This is a genomic window from Pseudomonas sp. s4, assembly GCF_046764235.1.
Lineage (GTDB): Bacteria > Pseudomonadota > Gammaproteobacteria > Pseudomonadales > Pseudomonadaceae > Aquipseudomonas > Aquipseudomonas asiatica.
Window position 1 is genome coordinate 4,256,376 of record NZ_CP177209.1, and the last position, 20,631, is coordinate 4,277,006.

Sequence of the window (20,631 nt, forward strand, 5' to 3'; positions counted from 1 at the left end):
CCCACAGGGGATCACCACAGCCCCGGAAAGTGGAGATCTCATGTGGGAGCGGGCAAGCCCGCGAAGAGGCCGGCACAGGAATTCCCCCCAGAAACGACAAAGGCCACCCGAAGGTGGCCTCTGTGCGCGTGGGGGGTGTAGCAGTATTACTTCTTGACTTCCCAGCCAGTCAGCTCGACCAGGGCCTTGCCGATGTCAGCCAGGGAACGCACGGTCTTCACACCAGCGTCCTGCAGGGCCGCGAACTTCTCGTCCGCAGTACCCTTGCCGCCGGAGATGATGGCGCCAGCGTGGCCCATGCGCTTGCCCGCAGGTGCGGTAACACCAGCGATGTAGGAAACGACAGGCTTGGTGACGTTGGCCTTGATGTAGGCCGCAGCTTCTTCTTCAGCCGAACCGCCGATCTCACCGATCATGACGATCGCTTCGGTCTTCGGGTCTTCCTGGAACAGCTTCAGGATGTCGATGAAGTTGGAGCCCGGGATCGGGTCACCGCCGATGCCGACGCAGGTCGACTGGCCGAAGCCGGCGTCGGTGGTCTGCTTCACAGCTTCGTAGGTCAGGGTGCCGGAACGCGAAACGATACCGACCTTGCCTGGCAGGTGGATGTGGCCAGGCATGATGCCGATCTTGCACTCGCCCGGGGTGATGACACCTGGGCAGTTAGGGCCGATCAGGGTCACGCCCAGCTCGTCGCACTTGACCTTGGCATCCAGCATGTCCAGGGTAGGAATGCCTTCGGTGATGCACACGATCAGCTTGATGCCGCCGAAGGCAGCTTCCAGGATCGAGTCCTTGCAGAAAGGAGCCGGAACGTAGATCACCGAAGCGTCGGCGCCGGTAGCTTCCACAGCTTCTTTCACAGTGTTGAACACTGGCAGGCCCAGGTGGGTGGTGCCACCCTTGCCTGGGGTTACGCCGCCGACCATCTTGGTGCCGTAGGCGATGGCCTGTTCGGAGTGGAAAGTACCCTGCGAGCCAGTGAAGCCCTGGCAGATGACTTTGGTGTCTTTATTGATCAGGACGCTCATTACTTGCCCTCCGCAGCTTTGACAACTTGTTGAGCAGCGTCGGTCAGGCTGGTTGCCGCAATGATGTTCAAACCGCTTTCTGCCAGTACTTTAGCGCCCAGTTCGGCGTTGTTGCCTTCAAGGCGAACGACAACCGGAACTTTCACGCCGACTTCTTTCACTGCACCGATGATGCCTTCGGCAATCATGTCGCAGCGAACGATGCCGCCGAAGATGTTGACCAGAACGGCCGCGACATTGCTGTCGGACAGAATGATCTTGAACGCTTCGGTAACGCGCTCTTTGGTAGCACCACCGCCAACGTCGAGGAAGTTGGCCGGCTTGCCGCCGTGCAGGTTGACGATGTCCATGGTACCCATGGCCAGGCCGGCACCGTTGACCATGCAGCCGATGTTGCCTTCGAGGGCAACGTAGTTCAGTTCGAACTTGGCAGCGTGGGCTTCACGGGCGTCGTCCTGCGACGGGTCGTGGAAGGTTTTCAGCTTCGGCTGACGGTACATGGCGTTGGCGTCGATGTTGATCTTGGCATCGAGGCAGTGCAGGTCGCCGTCGGCCTTGATCACCAGCGGGTTCACTTCCAGCAGGGCCAGGTCGTGATCCTTGAACAGCTTGGCCAGACCAACGAAGATCTTGGCGAACTGTTGAACTTGCTTGCCTTCCAGGCCCAGCTGGAATGCCAGCTCGCGACCCTGGAACGGCTGAGCGCCGACCAGCGGGTCGATGGTGGCCTTGAGGATCTTCTCAGGCGTTTCGTGAGCGACTTTCTCGATGTCCACGCCACCTTCGGTGGAAGCCATGAACACGATACGGCGGCTCGAACGATCGACTACAGCGCCCAGGTACAGCTCTTTGGCGATGTCAGTGCAGGATTCGACCAGAATCTTGGAGACGGGTTGACCGTTGGCATCGGTCTGGTAGGTAACCAGATTCTTGCCCAACCACTGTGCAGCGAACGCCTTGGCGTCTTCTTTGCTGCGAACCAGCTTGACGCCGCCCGCCTTACCGCGACCACCCGCGTGAACCTGGGCTTTTACCACCCACTCGTTCCCGCCGATCTTGTCGCAGGCTTCTGCAGCTTGCTCAGGGGTATCGACAGCGAAACCCTTGGAAACTGGCAGGCCGTACTCAGCGAACAGCTGCTTACCCTGATACTCGTGAAGATTCATGCTTTTTACCGTCTTCGTTAGGTACTGCGCTTCGGCGCTGCGCCATCACTGGCGCCGCACCACCTGTGACCGTTGACCCCGGGTTTTCCCGTGTGATCCGGTCCGGCGGACTTTCCGCGGTGAGTCATGCACGCAAGACTCACGACGGGCAGCCCGCCGTGGTTTCTTATAATTAACGCTTCTTACGGTTGGCCACGTGAATGGCGCCGCCATTCACTGCCAGCGCTGCTTCATGCAACGCTTCGGACAGGGTCGGATGGCTGAAGACCATCATGCCCAGATCCTCGGCACTGGTGCCGAATTCCATTGCGATTGCGCCCTGCTGCACCAGTTCGGCAGCCGATGGGCCAATCACGTGCACACCCAGGACGCGGTCGGTCTTGGCATCGGCGATGACCTTGACGAAACCACCGGTGTCGTTGGCAGCCATCGCACGGCCGCTGGCCGCGAACGGGAAGGTGCCCACGTTAACCTCAACGCCCTCGGCCTTCAAGGCCTGTTCGGTCTTGCCGACCCACGCGATTTCCGGGTGGGTGTAGATGACCGACGGAATCAGGTCGTAGTTCATCTGGGCCTTGTGGCCCTTGATGCGCTCGACCACCATGATGCCCTCTTCCGAGGCCTTGTGGGCCAGCATCATGCCGCGCACCACGTCACCGATGGCGTACACGCCAGGCACGCTGGTAGCGCAGTAGTCGTCGACGAAGATGTAGCCACGCTCATCGATGGTCACACCGCTGTCGGCAGCCAGCAGGTCGGTGGTCACCGGGCGACGGCCAACCGCGACGATCAGCTTGTCGAAGGTGATCTTCTGCTCGCCGTTGGCGTCGGTGTAGGTCACTTCGACTTCGTTGCCGTTGACTTTCGAGCCGGTGACGCGCGCACCCAGCTTGATGTCCAGGCCTTGCTTGGTCAGGGTCTTCTGGGCTTCTTTCGACACGGCGGTGTCGGCAGCCATCAGGAAGGTGTCCAAGGCTTCCAGAACGGTGACTTCAGCACCCAGGCGAGCCCATACCGAGCCCAGTTCCAGGCCGATCACGCCAGCTCCGATAACGCCCAGGCGCTTCGGCACGGCCTGGAATTCCAGGGCGCCGGTGGAGTCGACGATGACGTTCTGGTCGACCGGAGCCGGTGGAATGTCGATCGGGCGCGAGCCGGAAGCCAGGATCACGTTCTCGGCTTCGATGACTTCGGTGGTGCCGTCAGCCTTGGTGACTTCGACTTTCTTGCCGGCCAGCAGCTTGCCGTGGCCCTGGATGGAAGTAACGCCATTGGCCTTGAACAGGGTGGCAACGCCACCGGTCAGGTTCTTGACGATGCCAGCCTTGCGGCCAACCATCGCGGCGACGTCCATCTTCACTTCGCCAGTGGAGATACCGTGGACGTTGAAGCTCTCTTTGGCTTCCTTGTACTTCCAGGAGCTGTCCAGCAGCGCCTTGGAAGGAATGCAACCTACGTTCAGGCAGGTGCCGCCCAGGGCCAGCTTGCCCTCGGCGTCGGTGTACTTCTCGATACAGGCAGTCTTCAGACCAAGTTGTGCGGCCTTGATGGCAGCAACATAGCCGCCAGGACCTGCACCAATCACCACTACGTCGAATTTCTGGGTCATAAAAGATTCCTTATCAGCTACAAGCTACAAGCCGCGGACCGCGCGGCATGGCTTCCTGCGAAGCCAGGGCCGGCACGGTACGCAGCCAGAGGGTTAGATGTCCAGCAGCAGGCGAGACGGATCTTCCAGCAGGTTCTTGATGGTGACCAGGAAGGTTACCGCTTCCTTGCCGTCGATCAGGCGGTGATCGTACGACAGCGCCAGGTACATCATCGGGCGAATCACAACCTGACCATTGATGGCCATCGGGCGCTGGATGATGTTGTGCATGCCGAGAATGGCGGCCTGCGGCGGGTTGACGATCGGGGTCGACATCATCGAACCGAAGGTACCACCGTTGGTGATGGTGAAGGTGCCGCCAGTCATCTCTTCGATGGCCAGCTTGCCATCACGAGCCTTCTTGCCGAAGGTGGCGATGCCGTTCTCGATTTCCGCCAGGCTCATCGACTCGGCGTTACGCAGTACCGGTACCACCAGGCCACGGTCGCTGGACACGGCAACGCCGACGTCGGCGTAGCCGTGGTAGACGATGTCGTTGCCATCGATCGAGGCGTTGACAGCCGGGAAGCGCTTCAGGGCTTCGGTGGCAGCCTTGACGAAGAACGACATGAAGCCCAGGCGCACGCCGTTGTGGGTCTTCTCGAACAGGTCCTTGTACTTCGAACGCAGGGCCATGACTTCGGTCATGTCGACTTCGTTGAAGGTGGTCAGCATGGCCATGCTCGACTGGGCTTCGACCAGACGCTCGGCGATCTTGGCGCGCAGGCGGGTCATTGGCACGCGCTTCTCGGTGCGGTCGCCAGCGGCAACGACAACCGGGGCAGCAGCGGCAGCGGCGGCAGGCTTGGCAGCTGCAGCAGGCGCCGACTTCTTGTTGGCGACGGCAGCGACGACGTCTTCCTTGGTGATGCGACCACCTTTGCCGGTGCCGGCAACGGCAGCCAGGTCGATGCCGTTCTCTTCAGCCAGCTTGCGCGCGGCCGGGGCGGCAACCGGGTCTTCTTCGCCAGCGTCGGCAGCAGCGGCAGCCGGGGCAGCAGCGGCCGGGGCGGCAGCTGGTGCAGCGGCGGCAGCACCGCCTTCAACGATCGAACCCAGTACTTCGTCGGACAGGACGGTGTCGCCCTCGCCCTTGACGATTGCGCCCAGCACGCCGTCGGCGGTGGCCAGTACTTCCAGGACGACCTTGTCGGTCTCGATGTCGACGATCAGCTCGTCACGCTTGACGGCATCGCCCGGCTGCTTGTGCCAGGTGGCAACGGTGCCATCGGCAACCGATTCCGGGAAGGTTGGGGCTTTGATCTCGATAGCCATTATCTGTGTTTCCTTAAATTCGGTTTCAGGTGCGCGAAGGCATTAAACAGTGAAGGCGTCTTGCAGCAGTTTTTCCTGCTGTTCGGCGTGCTTCGATGCGTAACCACAGGCTGGCGCGGCGGAAGCGTCGCGGCCGGCGTATTCCAGGACCAGTGCCTTGTTGTGGCGGCCCAGGATACGGCGCATGTGGTGCTGGCTGCTGTACCAGGCGCCCTGGTTCATCGGCTCTTCCTGACACCAGACCGCATGCTTGAGGTTGGTGTAAGGCGCCAGGATTTCGACCAGGTCGTCCTCAGGGAACGGATACAGCTGCTCGATACGCACGATGGCGATGTCTTCGCGGCCTTCGGCACGGCGTTTTTCCAGCAGGTCGTAGTAAACCTTGCCGCCGCACAGGACCAGGCGTTCGACCTTGGCCGGATCGAGGTTGTCGATTTCCGGGATAACGGTCTGGAACGAGCCTTCTGCCAGGTCTTCCAAGGTCGAGATGGCCAGCTTGTGGCGCAGCAGCGACTTCGGCGTCAGCACGATCAGCGGCTTGCGCAGCGGACGGATGACCTGGCGACGCAGCAGGTGGTAGATCTGGGCCGGGGTGGTCGGTACGCAGACCTGGATGTTGTGCTCGGCGCACAGCTGCAGGTAACGCTCCAGGCGCGCGGAGGAGTGCTCCGGGCCCTGCCCTTCATAACCGTGTGGCAGCAGCATGGTCAGGCCGCACAGACGGCCCCACTTGTGCTCGCCGCTGGTGATGAACTGGTCGATCACCACTTGCGCACCGTTGGCGAAGTCACCGAACTGGGCTTCCCAGATCACCAGCGCGTTCGGCGTGGTGGTCGAGTAGCCGTATTCGAAGGCCAGTACCGCTTCTTCCGACAGGAAGGAGTCGTACAGTTCGAACTGAGGCTGGCCCGGGAACAGGTTCTTCAGCGGTACGTAGGTGCTGGCGTCCTTCTGGTTGTGCAGCACCGCGTGACGGTGCGAGAAGGTGCCACGGCCGATGTCCTGGCCGGTCATGCGGATCGGGTGACCTTCGAACTGCAGGGTGGCGTAGGCCATGGTCTCTGCATAACCCCAGTTGATCGGCAAGCCACCGGCCTGCATCTTCTGGCGGTCTTCGTAGATCTTGGCGACCTGGCGCTGGACGACGAAACCTTCCGGGATCTCCAGCAGCTTGGCCGACAGTTCCTGCAGGGTCTTGAGGTCGAAGCGGGTGTCGTGACGCGCGGTCCAGGCATGGCCCAGGTACGGACGCCAGTCGACGAACAGCTCGCGGTTCGGCTCCTTGACCAGGCTCTTCACCACGTGCAGGCCGTTGTCCAGCGCGTTGCGGTACTCGTCGATCTTGGCCTGGGCGCGCTCGGCATCGATGCGGCCGGCCTGGATCAGTGCCTCAGCGTAAAGTTCACGCGTGGTGCGCTGCTTGCTGATCTGCTGGTACATCAAAGGCTGGGTGCCGTTCGGCTCGTCGGCCTCGTTGTGGCCGCGGCGGCGGTAGCAGACCAGGTCGATGACCACGTCACGCTTGAACTGCATGCGGTAGTCGATGGCCAGCTGGGTCACGAACAGCACGGCTTCCGGGTCGTCGCCGTTCACGTGCAGGATCGGTGCCTGGATCATCTTGGCAACGTCGGTGGCGTACTCGGTGGAGCGCGCGTCCAGCGGGTTGCTGATGGTGAAACCAACCTGGTTGTTGATCACGATGTGCACGGTGCCACCGGTCTTGAAACCGCGGGTCTGCGACATCTGGAAGGTTTCCATGACCACGCCCTGGCCGGCGAATGCTGCGTCGCCGTGGATCGAGATCGGCAGTACCTTGTCGCCAACGGTGTCGTTGCGGCGGTCCTGACGGGCGCGCACCGAACCCTCGACCACTGGCGAGACGATTTCCAGGTGGGACGGGTTGAACGCCATGGCCAGGTGCACTTCGCCACCCGGGGTCATCACGTTCGAGGAGAAGCCCTGGTGGTACTTGACGTCACCGGAGCCCAGCTCGTTCATCTTCTTGCCTTCGAACTCGTCGAACAGCTCGCGCGGGTTCTTGCCGAAGGTGTTGACCAGAACGTTCAGGCGGCCACGGTGGGCCATGCCGATCACGACTTCCTTGGTGCCGTAGGAACCGGAGCGCTGGATCATCTCGTCCAGCATCGGGATCAGGCTTTCGCCGCCCTCGAGGCCGAAACGCTTGGTGCCCGGGTACTTGGTGCCCAGATATTTCTCAAGGCCTTCACCGGCGGTCACGCGCTCGAGCAGGTGGGCCTGCACGTCAGCGGAAAACTCCGGACGGCCGCGCACGCTTTCCAGACGCTGCTGGAACCAGCTGCGCTGCTCGGAATCGACGATATGGGTGAACTCGGCGCCAATGGTGCGACAATATGTCTTCTGGAGCGCCTCGAAGATCTCGCGTAGGCTCGCCTCCTCTTTGCCGATGAACAGGTCGCCGGCACGGAAGGTCGTATCAAGATCGGCATTGGTCAAGCCGTAGTGATTGATCGACAGGTCTACGGGCGCAGGACGCTGCCACAACCCCAACGGGTCGAGCTTGGCAGCCTGATGGCCGCGCATACGATAGGCCTGGATCAGTCGCAGAACTTCAACCTGCTTCTTCTCGTGTTCACTGCTCACGCTCCCGGCGGATACCGGTTGGGCGCGGCGCTGGTTCTTTGCCAGCAGTACGAAATGGTCGCGGATTGTCGAGTGCGATACATCGGTAGCGGTGCTGCCGTCGGCGGGCAACTTCTGGAAGTAGGTGCGCCACTCTTCTGGCACAGCGTTAGGGTCGTGCAGGTAGAGCTCATAAAGCTCTTCCACATATGCAGCGTTACCACCTGAAAGGTGGGCGCTTTCCCACATGCGCTGCATCACGCTTTCTTGCATGCTTGGTCACCCTCGGTTAGGGGACTGATCGGCGAGAGCCACAGCAAACCTGGAAAAGTCCGAATACAGCGACTGAACCACGCCACTTGGATCCTGCTGATTTTCCGGGTACCAGCCCGGAAGCCCCTGCTGGTCTCATATCTTCATAGGTAATGAACGCAGGCTTTGTGGGCCCTTGTTCGGGTTTTACCTCAGTGCGGGCTCACCACCCGCACCTCGGCTTACTGCAGGTACAACTCTTTGTATCAGGTGCCGCTTTGCAGCAGCATGTTACGTACGTGGCCGATTGCCTTGGTCGGGTTCAGACCTTTCGGGCAAACGTTGACGCAGTTCATGATCCCGCGGCAGCGGAATACGCTGAACGGGTCATCCAGGGACGCCAGGCGCTCCTGGGTCTTGGTGTCACGGCTGTCGGCCAGGAAGCGATAGGCCTGCAGCAGTGCGGCGGGGCCCAGGAACTTGTCCGGGTTCCACCAGAACGACGGGCAGGAGGTCGAGCAGCAAGCGCACAGGATGCACTCGTACAGGCCGTCCAGCTTGTCGCGGTCTTCCGGCGACTGCAGGCGCTCGATGGCCGGTGCCGGGGTGTCGTTCTGCAGGAACGGCTTCACCTTCTCGTACTGCTTGTAGAAGATGCTCATGTCGACGACCAGGTCACGAATGACCGGCAGGCCCGGCAGCGGACGCAGAATCAGCTTGTTGCCCTTCACCACCGCCGACAACGGGGTGATGCAGGCCAGGCCGTTCTTGCCGTTGATGTTCATGCCATCGGAACCGCAAACGCCTTCACGGCACGAGCGACGATAGGAGAAACCTTCGTCCTGTTCCTTGATCAGTGCCAGCACGTCCAGAACCATCAGATCCTTGCCGCCGGTATCGACCTGGAAGGTCTGCATTTTCGGCGCCGAATCGGTGTCCGGGTTGTAACGATAAACTTCGACTTGCAACATAGCGGCTACCCTTAGTAAGTCCGGACTTTTGGTTCGAAGGCTGGAACAGTCTTCGGCGCAAAGTTGACGCCACGCTTGGCGACGCGCTTCTCACCCGGGTAGTACAGGGTGTGGCACAGCCAGTTTTCGTCGTCACGGTCTTCGTAATCTTCACGGGCGTGAGCGCCGCGGGACTCTTTACGGGCTTCTGCCGCGATGGCGGTAGCTTCGGCGACTTCCAGCAGGTTCTGCAGCTCCAGCGCTTCGATACGCGCGGTGTTGAAGGCCTGGGACTTGTCGTTGATCTTGACGTTGGCGATACGGTCACGCAGACCGGCCAGCTGCTCGATACCCTTCTGCATGTATTCGCCAGTACGGAATACACCGAAGTAGTTCTGCATGCAGCTCTGCAGCTCGCGCTTCAGGCTGGCAACGTCTTCACCGGTGGTGCGCTCGTTCAGCTTGTTCAGGCGGTTCAGGGCAACATCGACGTCGGTGTCGCTGGCGTCGCGGTATTCCACGCCTTCGGTCAGCGCCTTCTCCAGGTGCAGGCCGGCAGCACGGCCGAACACCACCAGGTCGAGCAGCGAGTTGCCGCCCAGGCGGTTGGCACCGTGAACAGATACGCACGCCACTTCACCTACGGCGAACAGGCCCGGGATGATGTGATCGTTGCCTTCGGCGTCCATGGTAATGGCCTGGCCATGAATGTTGGTGGCAACGCCGCCCATCATGTAGTGGCAGGTCGGGATGACCGGTACCGGCGCGACCACAGGGTCGACGTGGGCGAAGGTCTTGGACAGCTCGCAGATACCTGGCAGGCGGCTGTGCAGCACTTCCTCGCCCAGGTGGTCCAGCTTCAGCAGTACGTGGTCCTTGTTCGGGCCCACGCCGTTGCCGGCGATGATTTCCTTGACCATGGAACGGGCGACCACGTCGCGGCCGGCCAGGTCTTTCGCGTTCGGCGCGTAACGCTCCATGAAGCGCTCGCCGTGGGCGTTGATCAGGTAGCCACCCTCACCGCGGCAACCTTCGGTAACCAGTACACCGGCGCCGGCGATGCCGGTCGGGTGGAACTGCCACATTTCGATGTCCTGCACCGGCACGCCGGCACGCAGGGCCATGCCCACGCCGTCACCGGTGTTGATCAGTGCGTTGGTGGTGGAGGCGTAGATACGGCCGGCACCGCCAGTTGCCAGCACGGTGGCCTTGGACTTGATGTACAGGGTCTCGCCGGTTTCGATGCAGATCGCGATCACGCCAACGAATGCGCCGTCCTGGTTCTTCACCAGGTCAACTGCGTAGTACTCGTTGAGGAAGGTGGTGCCGGCTTTCAGGTTGCCCTGGTACAGGGTGTGCAGCAGCGCGTGACCGGTACGGTCGGAAGCGGCGCAGGTACGGGCAGCCTGGCCACCCTTGCCGAAGTCCTTGGACTGGCCACCGAACGGACGCTGGTAGATGCGACCGGTTTCGGTACGCGAGAACGGCAGGCCCATGTGGTCCAGCTCGAAGACCGCAGCCGGGCCTTCCTGACACATGTATTCGATAGCGTCCTGGTCACCGATGTAGTCGGAGCCCTTGACGGTATCGTACATGTGCCAGCGCCAGTCGTCGTTCGGGTCGGCCGAAGCGATGGCGCAGGTGATGCCGCCCTGGGCGGATACAGTGTGCGAACGGGTCGGGAAGACCTTGGTGACTACGGCAGTCTTGTGGCCGCCTTGAGCCAGCTGCAGCGCAGCGCGCATGCCGGCGCCGCCGCCACCGATGATGATGGCGTCGAAGGAAATGGTTGGAATGCTAGCCATGGATCAGATACCCCAGAGAATCTGCACACCCCAGACGAAGTAAGCGAACATCGCAACGCCGCATACCGCCTGGAACAGGAAACGAATCGCAGTAGCCGACTTGCCGAACGACATAGGCGTCAGGTAGTCGGTCGCAATGGTCCACATGCCGACCCAGGCGTGAGCGCCCAGGGCAACGAGGGCCAGCAGACTGAAGATCCGCATCGCGTTGTTGGAGAACAGACCATGCCACTGGGTGTAGTCGATGCCTGGGTGGGCGACCACGTAGCCGATCAGGAAGAGGAAGTAAGCCGCGAGAACGACCGCAGAAACGCGCTGCGCCATCCAGTCATAGAGGCCCGAACGCGACAGGTTCGTGACATTGGTTACCATACCCAAACTCCCACCAGAACGATCAGCACCACGGAGATGACGATCACGATTTTCGAGCCCAGCTTGCCGCCTTCCAGCGTCTCACCGATGCCCATGTCCATGATCAGGTGACGAACACCTGCCACGAGGTGATAAAGCAGGGCGGACAGCAGGCCCCAGGTCACGAATTTGGCCAGCGGGCTGGTCAGACACGCCTTCACCTCACCAAAGCCTTCCTCGGAACCCAGCGACTTGCCCAGTGCATAAAGCATGATGGCAAGGCCGAGGAACAGGATGACGCCGGAGATACGATGCAGGATGGACGTGTACGCAGTGACGGGGAGCTTGATGGTCCTTAGGTCTAGGTTTACAGGTCGTTGGCTTTTCACGGCTTTTTTCACACTGAAGAGCCCCTAGCGAATCAGGGCAAAGTTGTTGGTAAGTGTACTGGTCAGGTACCCACCACCCAGGGAACGGCGACCCCCAGCAGTTCGGGCTTGCAAGCCCCTGGCGGTCGGGTTGCGAGTATAGACAGTTAGGCTGCTTATGACAACGTGACGGGGTAGCCCAAATAGCGCATTGCCTTTAGCGCACAAAAGGCGTAAATGGGCGAGAATTTCGCGAAAAATCAGGCCTCAATGCCTGTTTCAACAAGCCTTTAGGCAAATTGACATCTGAATTTATCCCTCTATAGTGGTGCGGGCCCTGCGTGGGGGGTCTGTCTGATGATTTCAAGCATTAATAGGAGGCCACATGGCTGACAAAAAAGCGCAGTTGGTCATCGAGGGCGCTGCCCCCGTCGAGCTGCCCATTTTAACCGGCACCGTTGGTCCTGATGTAATCGACGTCCGCGGGTTGGGGGCCACTGGTCACTTCACCTTCGACCCTGGTTTCATGGCGACTGCCTCGTGCGAGTCGAAGATCACCTACATTGACGGCGACAAAGGTATCCTGCTGCACCGCGGCTACCCGATCGAGCAGCTCGCCGAAAAGTCCGACTACCTCGAAACCTGCTACCTGCTGCTCAACGGAGAACTGCCGAATGCCGAGCAGAAGGCTCAGTTCGTCAGCACCGTGAAGAACCACACCATGGTTCACGAGCAGCTGAAGTCCTTCTTCAACGGCTTCCGCCGCGACGCCCACCCGATGGCGGTGATGTGCGGCGTGGTCGGCGCCCTGTCGGCGTTCTATCACGACTCCCTGGACATCAATAACCCGCAACACCGCGAAATTTCCGCGGTGCGCCTGGTCGCCAAGATGCCGACCCTGGCCGCGATGGTTTACAAGTACTCCATGGGCCAGCCGATGATGTACCCGCGCAACGACCTGTCGTACGCGGAAAACTTCCTGCACATGATGTTCAACACCCCGTGCGAGATCAAACCGATCAGCCCGGTGCTGGCCAAGGCGATGGACCGGATCTTCATCCTCCACGCCGACCACGAGCAGAACGCCTCCACTTCCACCGTTCGTCTGGCCGGTTCGTCGGGTGCCAACCCGTTCGCCTGTATCGCCGCCGGTATCGCCGCACTTTGGGGCCCGGCCCATGGCGGTGCGAACGAAGCGGTACTGACCATGCTCGATGAAATCGGCGATGTCTCGAACATCGACAAGTTCATCGCCAAGGCCAAGGACAAGAACGACCCGTTCAAGCTCATGGGCTTCGGTCACCGCGTGTACAAAAACCGCGACCCGCGCGCCACCGTGATGAAGCAGACCTGCGACGAAGTCCTGCGCGAGCTGGGCATCAAGAACGACCCGCAGCTGGAACTGGCCATGCGCCTGGAAGAGATCGCCCTGACCGATCCGTACTTCATCGAGCGCTCGCTGTACCCGAACGTCGACTTCTACTCGGGGATCATCCTCAAGGCAATCGGCATTCCGACCAGCATGTTCACCGTGATCTTCGCCCTGGCACGTACCGTGGGCTGGATCTCGCACTGGAAAGAAATGCTCTCCAGCCCGTACAAGATCGGCCGCCCGCGCCAGCTGTACACCGGCGAGCAGAAGCGCGACATCGTTGCGCTGCAGGACCGCAAGTAAGCTTCCCTAGCCGAACGCAAAAAGGCTGCCCTCGGGCAGCCTTTTTTTATTCATCCTGTGCTGGCCTCTTCGCAGGCAAACCCGCGAAGAGTCCAGCACGAGCGACACAAAGCCTTAGTTCTTCTCCGCCCGCTCACGCAGCGCTTTCAGAGTATTGAACGGCGCGTCCACCACGAACTTGTTGGCCACCATCGCCGGCACGCTGCCACCCGGCTCGGTGTGCACCTGATAGGTCACTTCCGTGCTGTCGCCCTTTGGCACCAGCTTCCAGAAGCCTTCGACCTTCGCCACCCGCACAAAGCCCTTCTCTTCCGGGATATAGGTCGGCTCTTCCTTCAGGTTGCGCACCAGGCTGCCATCAGCCTTCTTCACAGTAGTCACATGCAACACCGAGTCCCGCGGCGTCACCGGCCATGGCGTATTGAACTGGGTGTAGGTCCAGCTTTGGTCACCTTCGTGCTTGAGCAGCTTCTGCGACTTGCACTCGTGAATCCATGCACAAGCCCCGACCACGTCCTCCTGCAACGCCTGCACTTTGGCCAGCGGCGCCTTGATCACCGTGACACCTTGATAGGCCTTGTACTTGGAACCGGCCACTTCGCTAAGGGAAACCTTGATCCCCTCCTCGTCCTTGGCCACCTGCCAGTTTTCGGCCCAGGCCGCAGGCGACAGCAGAACACCCATGCCACACAGCAGAGCAATACGCTTGAACGATCTCATCATGTTTATCCTTGTTTTCGAAGATCCAGCCTGTCACGCCGCCGTTATCTGTTCCCACCAGCCGAGAATCCTTATGGCCTCATCACGATCACTGCCACACACCTCGACATCCGCCTTGAAACCACCACACACCGCAGGCCGTTCGGGCTTGCCGAACAAGTCGCAGAGGTTGTCGACAGTCAGGTGCAGGCAGCGCTCGCCAGCCGGCTTGCCATTGGGCATGCGCGGCATCGCGGAGGTGATGGACGGGGCGATGCAGCAGGCACCACAGCCCTCACGACAGTTCATGGCTATTCACCAAAATAAGGACTCCCTGAAACAAAACGGGACGAACGTCCCTGGATAGTAACCGCTCAAACAGGCGTTTGAAATTGCTGGCACGATGAAATCTGCTGTGACCCGGCAGTCAGTTCGCCAGCTACTGGCGGTACTCGAAATCGATGGCCGCCCCTTCCACTTCCCGACGGCTGTCATTGCGTAGCTGCAGCTGCATTTCATTGCTGATCAACCGGCCATTGAGCTGGAACGGGCTGTCGCTGGTCTCCGGCTTTTCAGTGAACATGGGGGGCAGTAGAGGTTTGCGACGCTGTATCGGCGACAGGCTGCCCACATTTGGCTCAAGGTTATCGACCATCTCGGCCGGCAGGCTGAGGTCGAGCTTTGCCTTGGGTAGCGGCTTGGCAACCTCCTTGCTCACCTGCTTGCGCGCCGGCCTGGCCTTGCTGTTACCGGCTTTTTTTGCTGGTTGCTTGTGCGCTGGCCTGGCTCCGGCCTTCTGCACCGGCTTGGCTTTCTGCACTGGCTTGGCCGCCTGCGCCTGGCCTGCCGGCTGCGCAGCCTGGGCAACACCAGCCAGGCTGCAGAGCGGTACAAGGCACAAGATCAGGGCAAAACGGCGCAGAGCATTCATGGCAAATGGACAGACTGGCAGGAAAAGTGCGTATGCTCCCTGTTCCACAGGCGCGTGGCAAGCCTATAAAAATGCTGCCGCTGGCTCCCGGCACAATTGCTGGGCCAGCAAACCGAGGGTGATCACCGCGCGCTCGGCTTCCTTGTTCCACGGTATACCGCAATTAAGGCGGATGCAGTGGTTGAATTGCTCGGTGTTACTGAAGATCAGCCCCGGCGCAATACTGATGCCCTGCTCCAGCGCACGCACATGCAGCTCCTGGGTGTTGACCCGCCCCGGCAGGCTCACCCAAAGGATGAAACCGCCCGTCGGCCGGGTCATCTGGGTACCCTCGGGGAAGTGTTGCTGCACCGCCAGCTGGTAGGCACTGAGGTTCTTGCGGTACTCCTGGCGGATGTAACGCAGGTGCCGGTCGTAGCCGCCATTCTCCAGGTAGGCCGCCACACCCATCTGCGTCACGCTGCAGGCCGAGTGGGTGGTGAAGGTTTGCAGGCGCTGGATCTCGTCCTGATAGCGCCCGGCGATCATCCAGCCAACGCGCACGCCGGGGGACAGGGTCTTGGAAAAACTCGAGCAATAGATCACCCTGTCCAGCCGGTCGAATGCCTTGAGCGCCTTGGTCTTGCCCTGCTCGAACATCAGCTCGCCATAGATGTCATCCTCGACGATCTGGATATCGAAGTCCGACGCCAGGCGCAGCAACTGTTTCTGCCGCTCTTCCGGCACAGTGCCACCCAGCGGATTGCTGAGGCGCGCGGTCAGGACCAGGGCCTTGATCGACCACTGGTTGGCCGCCAGTTGCAGCGCCTCGAGGCTGATGCCGGTGGACGGGTCGCTGGGGATCTCGATCACCTTCAGGCCCAGCAGGTCGGCCAGTTGCAGCAGACCGTAATAGGTGGGCGATTCGGCCGCGATCAGGTCGCCTGGACGAGTCAGCACGCGCAGCGACATCTGCAGCGCATCGACACAGCCATGGGTCACGATCACTTCACGCGGGTCGACCAGGACGCCGGCATCACGCATGCGAATGGCGATCTGCCGGCGCAGCGGCTCGAAGCCGGGGCTGAACATGTAGCTGAAGGCACGCGGGCTGTGGAAGCGCGTCACCTTGGCAATCTGCTGGTGCAATGCACGGACCGGCAGGTAGTCGACATGCGGCACAGCGGCGCCGAACGGGAACACGCCATCACGGCGAGCCTCGGTCAGTACCTGCTGGATGATACTGGCGCGGGTGACCAGGCCGGGGCGCTCCACGCGGGCGATGTCCGGGGTCTGCGCGGTCAGGGCCGGGGTCTGGTGCACGTAGTAGCCGGACTGCGGCCGCGCACGAATCAGCCCCTGGTCCTCGAGATTGGCATAGGCCTGCAGCACCGTGGCATGGCTGACATTGAGCTGGGCGCTCATCTTGCGCACGGAGGGCACCCGCTCGCCTGGCTGGTAGACACCACGACGGATGTCATCGGCCAGTTGCTGGGCGATACGCTGGTACAACAGCAGGTTGGTCATGGCTGGCTCTCGACGCGCGGACGGGCTCGTTGTTCTTGTGTCTGACGGTAGAGGATACCGTAACAGTTGCAAAGTGTACTGGGACAGATCGCAGGATAGTCAACAATACAGTTGCGTGACAGCCATGGAAACGATCAAGCCCGGGTAGCCCGACGAAAAGCGGGGCCGCTTCGCAGCCCATCGCCGGCAAGCCAGCTCCCACCTTGATGCATTGACCTCAAGCCCTGTTCATCACCTGTGGGAGCTGGCTTGCCTGCGATGGGCCGCAAAGCGGCCCCTTTCACATGATTCAGCGTGCTGGCGCCAGCTTGCCTTTGTCATCGGAGAACACGATCTCCACCCGACGGTTCTGCGCCCTGCCGCGCTCCGAGGCATTGGCCTCGATCGGGTACTGGTCGCCATACCCCTCGACCTGCAGGCGCTTCTCGTCGATACCCAGGTCTACCAGCATGTCGGCCACGGCTTGCGCCCGGTCACGGGACAGCTTCAGGTTGTCCTCGGCCGGGCCGGTGCTGTCGGTATAGCCCTCGATCCGAACCACCCGGCGCGGGTTGAGCTGGAGGAACTGCACCAGCTTGAGCACGGTACGGCTGGCTGAGTTCTTCAGGTCGGCGCGGCCGGTGTCGAACAGCACGTCCCCCAGGGTCATCACCAGACCACGGTCGGCCTGCTCCGAGGCCAGCGCGGCGATCTGCGATTCGACCCACTTGCCCTGCTGCTGAACACTGGCCAGCTTGGCCTCGCGCAGGGCCAGCTGCAGGCGCTGGCGCTCCAGGTCGAGCTTGGCCTGGCGCTCCTGGTTCAACGCCAGCTTGGCATGCTCACTGGCAATTTCGCTGTAGCGCTGGCTCAGGTAGGCGTAATGGCGCACGTCGGCACCGGTGCCGATGTAGCTGGACAGGCGCTCGGCACGGGCCAGCGACTCGCCTGCGCGAATCACGTCGCGCGGCGCGCTGCGCAGCACATTGGAATCATCCTTGACCTTCTGGAAAGCTGCAGTGGCATCATCCAGCGCTGCGCTGCTGCGCTGGCTGGCGCAACCTTGCAAACCTGCCGCCAGCGCCAGCACTGCCAGCGCGGCCAATGGCATGCGACGGATCATGGCTGCACCTCCAACTGTTTGCGCAGGCGCTGGACCCGCGACTGCAGCAGTTGCAGTTGCTCTTCGCTCTTCTGGTTCAGTACCTGGGCCTCGGCCAGGCGCGCATCCAGCTCGGCCTGCTCGGCACGCATGCGCGCATCGCGGTAGTCTTCGGTGAGCATGTTGGTCTTGGCCCGGGCCAGCTTGTCTTCAGCCAGCTTGAGCGCATCGACCTGCTCGGTGGCACCGACGGCCCTGGCCTGCTCCAGTGCCTGTTCGGAGATGCGCATCTGCTCGTTAGGGGCCGGATCGTTGGCGCAGCCAGCCAGGCCGAGCACGGCCAGGGCAAGGATTAGTGGTTGGGTTCTCACGCAATCTTCCTAGTGTTTGGGGGCGTCCGACGGCACCTGCAGCTGCGCTTTCCAGCGCTCGACATTACGTTGCAGCACGGCCTCGGATGCTCCGGAGATCGGCAATTCTGTCAGTTTTTTCGCCAATTGCCCACGCAGCCAGCTGTCATTGCAGGCCGAATTGTGCGACAGCGCCAGGTACAGGCCCGGCCGATCCACCGGCAGGCCGCGGGTGATCAGGTCATTGCTCATGCCCAGGCTCTGGGCCATGGCGATGCCCGAATAGCGGCCAGCGAGCACATAATCCACCTGGCCGAGCACCAGCTTCTGGAATGCCTGGGTCAGGTTCTGTGCCGGCACCAGCTTCAGCTGGGCCTTGGCGAAAGCGGTAAAGGCCGGGGTCAGCCGCGCGCGCTCGGACAAACTGCCTTGGTACTGGGCCAGGTCAGCCGGGCCCTCGAAGGTCAGTGTGGCGTCGTGGCGCGTCCACACCAGGTATTCGTTGAGCTGCAGGGGTGGATGGATGTAGTCCAGCGCGGTCAGTTGCTCCACCTGCATGGGGGTGTCGAGCAGCAGGTCTATCCGCCCGCTACGTACTTCTTCCAGCGCCTGGTCACGACGGCCGGCGCTCAGCACCTCCACTTTCACACCCAGCTCGCCAGCCACCTGGCGCAGCAGGTCGACGTTGGCGCCGATCAGGTGTTTCGGGTCGTTGGGGTCCTGCCATGAATAGGGCGGTGAATCAGGGCTGCCGGTTGCCACCAGGCGTTCACACTTGCCCGCCGCCATGGCCAGCGGCGAAACCAGCACCGCCAGGCATGCCAGCACCCCGCCTGCTTTACGCAGCACCATTGCTCACTCCTTGTACAGACCAAAAAAAACCCGGCCCCTGTACAAGGGCCGGGTTCTTTATAAGTGAAGCAGGCGGATCAGACCAGCTTTTCCAGCTCCGGAACCGCTTCGAACAGGTCAGCGACCAGGCCGTAGTCGGCTACCTGGAAGATCGGCGCTTCTTCGTCCTTGTTGATCGCCACGATCACCTTGGAGTCCTTCATGCCGGCCAGGTGCTGGATCGCGCCGGAGATACCGACGGCGATGTACAGCTGCGGCGCGACGATCTTGCCGGTCTGACCGACCTGCATGTCGTTCGGCACGAAGCCGGCGTCGACCGCGGCGCGCGAAGCACCGACGGCAGCGCCGAGCTTGTCGGCCAGGCTGTACAGGTGCTTGAAGTTGTCACCGTTGCCCATGCCACGGCCGCCGGAAACGACGATCTTGGCAGCGGTCAGCTCTGGGCGGTCGGACTTGGCCAGCTCTTCGCCAACGAAGGCCGAGATGCCGGCGTTGTGCGCAGCGCCAACGGCTTCGATGGCAGCCGAACCACCTTCGGCGGCCACGGCGTCGAAGCCGGTGGTACGCACGGTGATGACCTTGATGGCAGCGCTCGATTGCACGGTGGCAATGGCGTTACCAGCATAGATCGGGCGCTTGAAGGTGTCGGCGGACTCGACCGAGATGATCTCGGAGATCTGGTCCACGTCCAGCAGCGCGGCAACGCGCGGCAGGATGTTCTTGCCGTTGGTGGTGGCCGGCGCCAGCACGTGGCTGTAACCCTTGGCCAGCTCGACGATCAGCGGCGCAACGTTTTCTGGCAGGACGTGGGCGTAGGCAGCGTTATCGGCAACCAGCACCTTGGCCACGCCAGCGATCTTGGCTGCGGACTCGGCAACGCCGCCCACGTTCTGGCCAGCGACCAGCACGTGCACATCACCACCGATCTTGGCGGCAGCAGCAACAGTGTTCAGGGTGGCCGGGGCTACGGCACCGTTCTCGTATTCAGCGACAACCAGGATAGTCATTTAGATTACCTTCGCTTCGTTCTTCAGCTTCTCGACCAGTTCGGCCACCGATTTGACCTTGATGCCAGCGCTGCGGGCAGCCGGGGCTTCAACCTTCAGGGTCTTGTTGGTGGAGGCGAGGGAAACGCCCAGCGCGTCTGGAGTAACAGTCTCCAGCGGCTTCTTCTTGGCCTTCATGATGTTCGGCAGCGACGCGTAGCGCGGTTCGTTCAGGCGCAGGTCGGTAGTGACGATGGCTGGCAGGTTCAGTGCAACGGTCTGCAGGCCGCCGTCGATTTCACGGGTGACGTTCAGCTTGTCGCCAGCCACTTCGACCTTGGAGGCGAAAGTGCCCTGGGCGAAGCCGGTCAGCGCAGCCAGCATCTGGCCGGTCTGGTTGTTGTCACTGTCGATGGCCTGCTTGCCGAGGATGACCAGCTGCGGCTGCTCTTTGTCGACAACGGCTTTCAGCGCCTTGGCCACGGCCAGGGAATTCAGTTCGTCAGCGGCTTCGACCAGGATGGCACTGTCGGCACCCAGGGCCAGGGCAGTACGCAGTTGCTCCTGGGCAGTGGTCGGGCCGACGGAAACGACGACGATCTCGGACGCGACGCCCTTTTCCTTCAGGCGTACGGCTTCTTCCACGGCGATTTCGCAGAAGGGGTTCATGGACATCTTGACGTTAGCAAGGTCGACGCCGGAGTTGTCCGCCTTGACGCGAACCTTGACGTTGTAGTCGACCACTCGTTTGACAGCTACAAGAACCTTCATGGATTCCTCGTTACTCTCCGGTGAATAGATAGTCGCCAGGGGCAGAGCCCTGCGATGCGCGTGGGTACAAGGGCACCTCTAAAAACGTACCGGGAGGCGGTAACTTCACAGTGACCGAACAGTCTTGTCCGGACTCTTGCGACAAATACTCACGGGTCATTTTCTGTCGTGGCGTGTAAACTCCACTACAAACCGGCCAAAGGCCGCAAAACCCTGCTCCACACCTGGTCTTTAGAGGTGTACCTGCGCCCGGCTGCAAGCCTACGGCGAACGTAAAACCGCTCGTATCTTGACCGTAACACCCAATCCGGTCAATACGGCAAATCGGTCACC

19 protein-coding genes are annotated in these 20,631 nt (G+C 61.5%); 1 reads left to right on the plus strand and 18 read right to left on the minus strand.

The window, feature by feature from the left end:
* Positions 1-146: 146 nt before the first annotated feature.
* The 9 genes from sucD to sdhC all read right to left on the minus strand — a co-directional run bounded on the left by sucD (position 147) and on the right by sdhC (position 11,480).
* Positions 147-1,031, minus strand: coding sequence for a succinate--CoA ligase subunit alpha (gene sucD / locus ACK56M_RS19810; RefSeq protein ID WP_411958946.1), 885 nt, complete (start codon positions 1,029-1,031; stop codon positions 147-149).
* Complete coding sequence (gene sucC, locus ACK56M_RS19815; RefSeq protein ID WP_003254205.1) at positions 1,031-2,197, minus strand: ADP-forming succinate--CoA ligase subunit beta; 1,167 nt, start codon at positions 2,195-2,197, stop codon at positions 1,031-1,033. The genes sucD and sucC overlap by 1 nt, the downstream gene beginning before the upstream one ends.
* 172 nt (positions 2,198-2,369) lie before the next feature.
* The gene (lpdA, locus tag ACK56M_RS19820) at positions 2,370-3,806 is read right to left on the minus strand and encodes a dihydrolipoyl dehydrogenase (RefSeq protein ID WP_013973439.1); all 1,437 of its coding nucleotides are present in this window, start codon (positions 3,804-3,806) and stop codon (positions 2,370-2,372) included.
* Between the two features lie 93 nt (positions 3,807-3,899).
* A complete protein-coding gene (gene odhB, locus ACK56M_RS19825) occupies positions 3,900-5,120 on the minus strand; it encodes a 2-oxoglutarate dehydrogenase complex dihydrolipoyllysine-residue succinyltransferase (protein ID WP_013973440.1) in 1,221 nt (406 codons plus the stop codon).
* Between the two features lie 42 nt (positions 5,121-5,162).
* Positions 5,163-7,994, minus strand: coding sequence for a 2-oxoglutarate dehydrogenase E1 component (locus ACK56M_RS19830; RefSeq protein ID WP_015271096.1), 2,832 nt, complete (start codon positions 7,992-7,994; stop codon positions 5,163-5,165).
* A gap of 245 nt (positions 7,995-8,239) precedes the next feature.
* Entirely contained in the window at positions 8,240-8,944 is a 705-nt protein-coding gene (locus ACK56M_RS19835) for a succinate dehydrogenase iron-sulfur subunit (protein ID WP_011534752.1), read from the minus strand.
* Between the two features lie 11 nt (positions 8,945-8,955).
* Complete coding sequence (sdhA, locus tag ACK56M_RS19840; protein WP_013973442.1) at positions 8,956-10,728, minus strand: succinate dehydrogenase flavoprotein subunit; 1,773 nt, start codon at positions 10,726-10,728, stop codon at positions 8,956-8,958.
* A 3-nt stretch (positions 10,729-10,731) separates the two neighbouring features.
* A complete protein-coding gene (gene sdhD, locus ACK56M_RS19845; protein WP_003254214.1) occupies positions 10,732-11,100 on the minus strand; it encodes a succinate dehydrogenase, hydrophobic membrane anchor protein in 369 nt (122 codons plus the stop codon).
* A complete protein-coding gene (gene sdhC, locus ACK56M_RS19850; protein ID WP_012315350.1) occupies positions 11,094-11,480 on the minus strand; it encodes a succinate dehydrogenase, cytochrome b556 subunit in 387 nt (128 codons plus the stop codon). The genes sdhD and sdhC overlap by 7 nt, the downstream gene beginning before the upstream one ends.
* A gap of 352 nt (positions 11,481-11,832) precedes the next feature.
* Between sdhC and gltA the strand changes: the two genes are divergently transcribed.
* Positions 11,833-13,122, plus strand: a complete 1,290-nt coding sequence (gltA, locus tag ACK56M_RS19855; protein ID WP_013973445.1) for a citrate synthase — start codon at positions 11,833-11,835, stop codon at positions 13,120-13,122.
* 114 nt (positions 13,123-13,236) lie between these two features.
* Here gltA and ACK56M_RS19860 read toward each other — a convergent pair whose 3' ends face one another.
* From ACK56M_RS19860 to ACK56M_RS19900, 9 genes are all read right to left on the minus strand, one after another.
* Positions 13,237-13,842 carry an START domain-containing protein gene (locus tag ACK56M_RS19860; protein WP_054572523.1) on the minus strand — a complete coding sequence of 202 codons (606 nt, stop codon included), beginning with the start codon at positions 13,840-13,842 and terminating at the stop codon, positions 13,237-13,239.
* A gap of 33 nt (positions 13,843-13,875) precedes the next feature.
* On the minus strand, positions 13,876-14,130 hold the full coding sequence (locus tag ACK56M_RS19865; protein ID WP_023661894.1) for a YkgJ family cysteine cluster protein: 255 nt from the start codon (positions 14,128-14,130) through the stop codon (positions 13,876-13,878).
* A 130-nt stretch (positions 14,131-14,260) separates the two neighbouring features.
* Positions 14,261-14,752 carry a hypothetical protein gene (locus ACK56M_RS19870; protein ID WP_015271098.1) on the minus strand — a complete coding sequence of 164 codons (492 nt, stop codon included), beginning with the start codon at positions 14,750-14,752 and terminating at the stop codon, positions 14,261-14,263.
* Between the two features lie 63 nt (positions 14,753-14,815).
* Positions 14,816-16,258: a PLP-dependent aminotransferase family protein gene (locus tag ACK56M_RS19875; RefSeq protein ID WP_013973449.1), complete on the minus strand. Its 1,443-nt coding sequence runs from the start codon at positions 16,256-16,258 to the stop codon at positions 14,816-14,818.
* Between the two features lie 289 nt (positions 16,259-16,547).
* Positions 16,548-17,360, minus strand: coding sequence for an OmpA family protein (locus tag ACK56M_RS19880; RefSeq protein WP_015271099.1), 813 nt, complete (start codon positions 17,358-17,360; stop codon positions 16,548-16,550).
* Complete coding sequence (locus ACK56M_RS19885) at positions 17,357-17,710, minus strand: DUF4398 domain-containing protein (RefSeq protein ID WP_013973451.1); 354 nt, start codon at positions 17,708-17,710, stop codon at positions 17,357-17,359. Before ACK56M_RS19885 ends, ACK56M_RS19880 begins: the two co-directional genes overlap by 4 nt.
* 9 nt (positions 17,711-17,719) lie before the next feature.
* Positions 17,720-18,541 (minus strand): substrate-binding periplasmic protein, encoded by an 822-nt coding sequence (locus ACK56M_RS19890; RefSeq protein WP_015271100.1) that lies wholly within the window; start codon positions 18,539-18,541, stop codon positions 17,720-17,722.
* Positions 18,542-18,618: 77 nt separating this feature from the next.
* Positions 18,619-19,548: an electron transfer flavoprotein subunit alpha/FixB family protein gene (locus ACK56M_RS19895; RefSeq protein ID WP_013973453.1), complete on the minus strand. Its 930-nt coding sequence runs from the start codon at positions 19,546-19,548 to the stop codon at positions 18,619-18,621.
* Entirely contained in the window at positions 19,549-20,298 is a 750-nt protein-coding gene (locus tag ACK56M_RS19900) for an electron transfer flavoprotein subunit beta/FixA family protein (protein ID WP_411958947.1), read from the minus strand.
* Positions 20,299-20,631: the final 333 nt, after the last annotated feature.

Excerpts from the sequence above, each read along its gene's own strand:
- sdhD (WP_003254214.1), bottom strand. The coding sequence starts at position 11,100 with ATGGTAACCAATGTCACGAACCTGTCGCGTTCGGGCCTCTATGACTGG.
- ACK56M_RS19890 (WP_015271100.1), bottom strand. The coding sequence starts at position 18,541 with ATGGTGCTGCGTAAAGCAGGCGGGGTGCTGGCATGCCTGGCGGTGCTG.
- ACK56M_RS19895 (WP_013973453.1), bottom strand. The coding sequence starts at position 19,548 with ATGACTATCCTGGTTGTCGCTGAATACGAGAACGGTGCCGTAGCCCCG.
- sucD (WP_411958946.1), bottom strand. The coding sequence starts at position 1,031 with ATGAGCGTCCTGATCAATAAAGACACCAAAGTCATCTGCCAGGGCTTC.
- ACK56M_RS19865 (WP_023661894.1), bottom strand. The coding sequence starts at position 14,130 with ATGAACTGTCGTGAGGGCTGTGGTGCCTGCTGCATCGCCCCGTCCATC.
- ACK56M_RS19880 (WP_015271099.1), bottom strand. The coding sequence starts at position 17,360 with ATGATCCGTCGCATGCCATTGGCCGCGCTGGCAGTGCTGGCGCTGGCG.
- ACK56M_RS19860 (WP_054572523.1), bottom strand. The coding sequence starts at position 13,842 with ATGAGATCGTTCAAGCGTATTGCTCTGCTGTGTGGCATGGGTGTTCTG.
- ACK56M_RS19870 (WP_015271098.1), bottom strand. The coding sequence starts at position 14,752 with ATGAATGCTCTGCGCCGTTTTGCCCTGATCTTGTGCCTTGTACCGCTC.
- ACK56M_RS19900 (WP_411958947.1), bottom strand. The coding sequence starts at position 20,298 with ATGAAGGTTCTTGTAGCTGTCAAACGAGTGGTCGACTACAACGTCAAG.
- odhB (WP_013973440.1), bottom strand. The coding sequence starts at position 5,120 with ATGGCTATCGAGATCAAAGCCCCAACCTTCCCGGAATCGGTTGCCGAT.
- ACK56M_RS19875 (WP_013973449.1), bottom strand. The coding sequence starts at position 16,258 with ATGACCAACCTGCTGTTGTACCAGCGTATCGCCCAGCAACTGGCCGAT.
- ACK56M_RS19830 (WP_015271096.1), bottom strand. The coding sequence starts at position 7,994 with ATGCAAGAAAGCGTGATGCAGCGCATGTGGGAAAGCGCCCACCTTTCA.
- gltA (WP_013973445.1), top strand. The coding sequence starts at position 11,833 with ATGGCTGACAAAAAAGCGCAGTTGGTCATCGAGGGCGCTGCCCCCGTC.
- ACK56M_RS19835 (WP_011534752.1), bottom strand. The coding sequence starts at position 8,944 with ATGTTGCAAGTCGAAGTTTATCGTTACAACCCGGACACCGATTCGGCG.
- lpdA (WP_013973439.1), bottom strand. The coding sequence starts at position 3,806 with ATGACCCAGAAATTCGACGTAGTGGTGATTGGTGCAGGTCCTGGCGGC.
- sdhA (WP_013973442.1), bottom strand. The coding sequence starts at position 10,728 with ATGGCTAGCATTCCAACCATTTCCTTCGACGCCATCATCATCGGTGGC.
- sucC (WP_003254205.1), bottom strand. The coding sequence starts at position 2,197 with ATGAATCTTCACGAGTATCAGGGTAAGCAGCTGTTCGCTGAGTACGGC.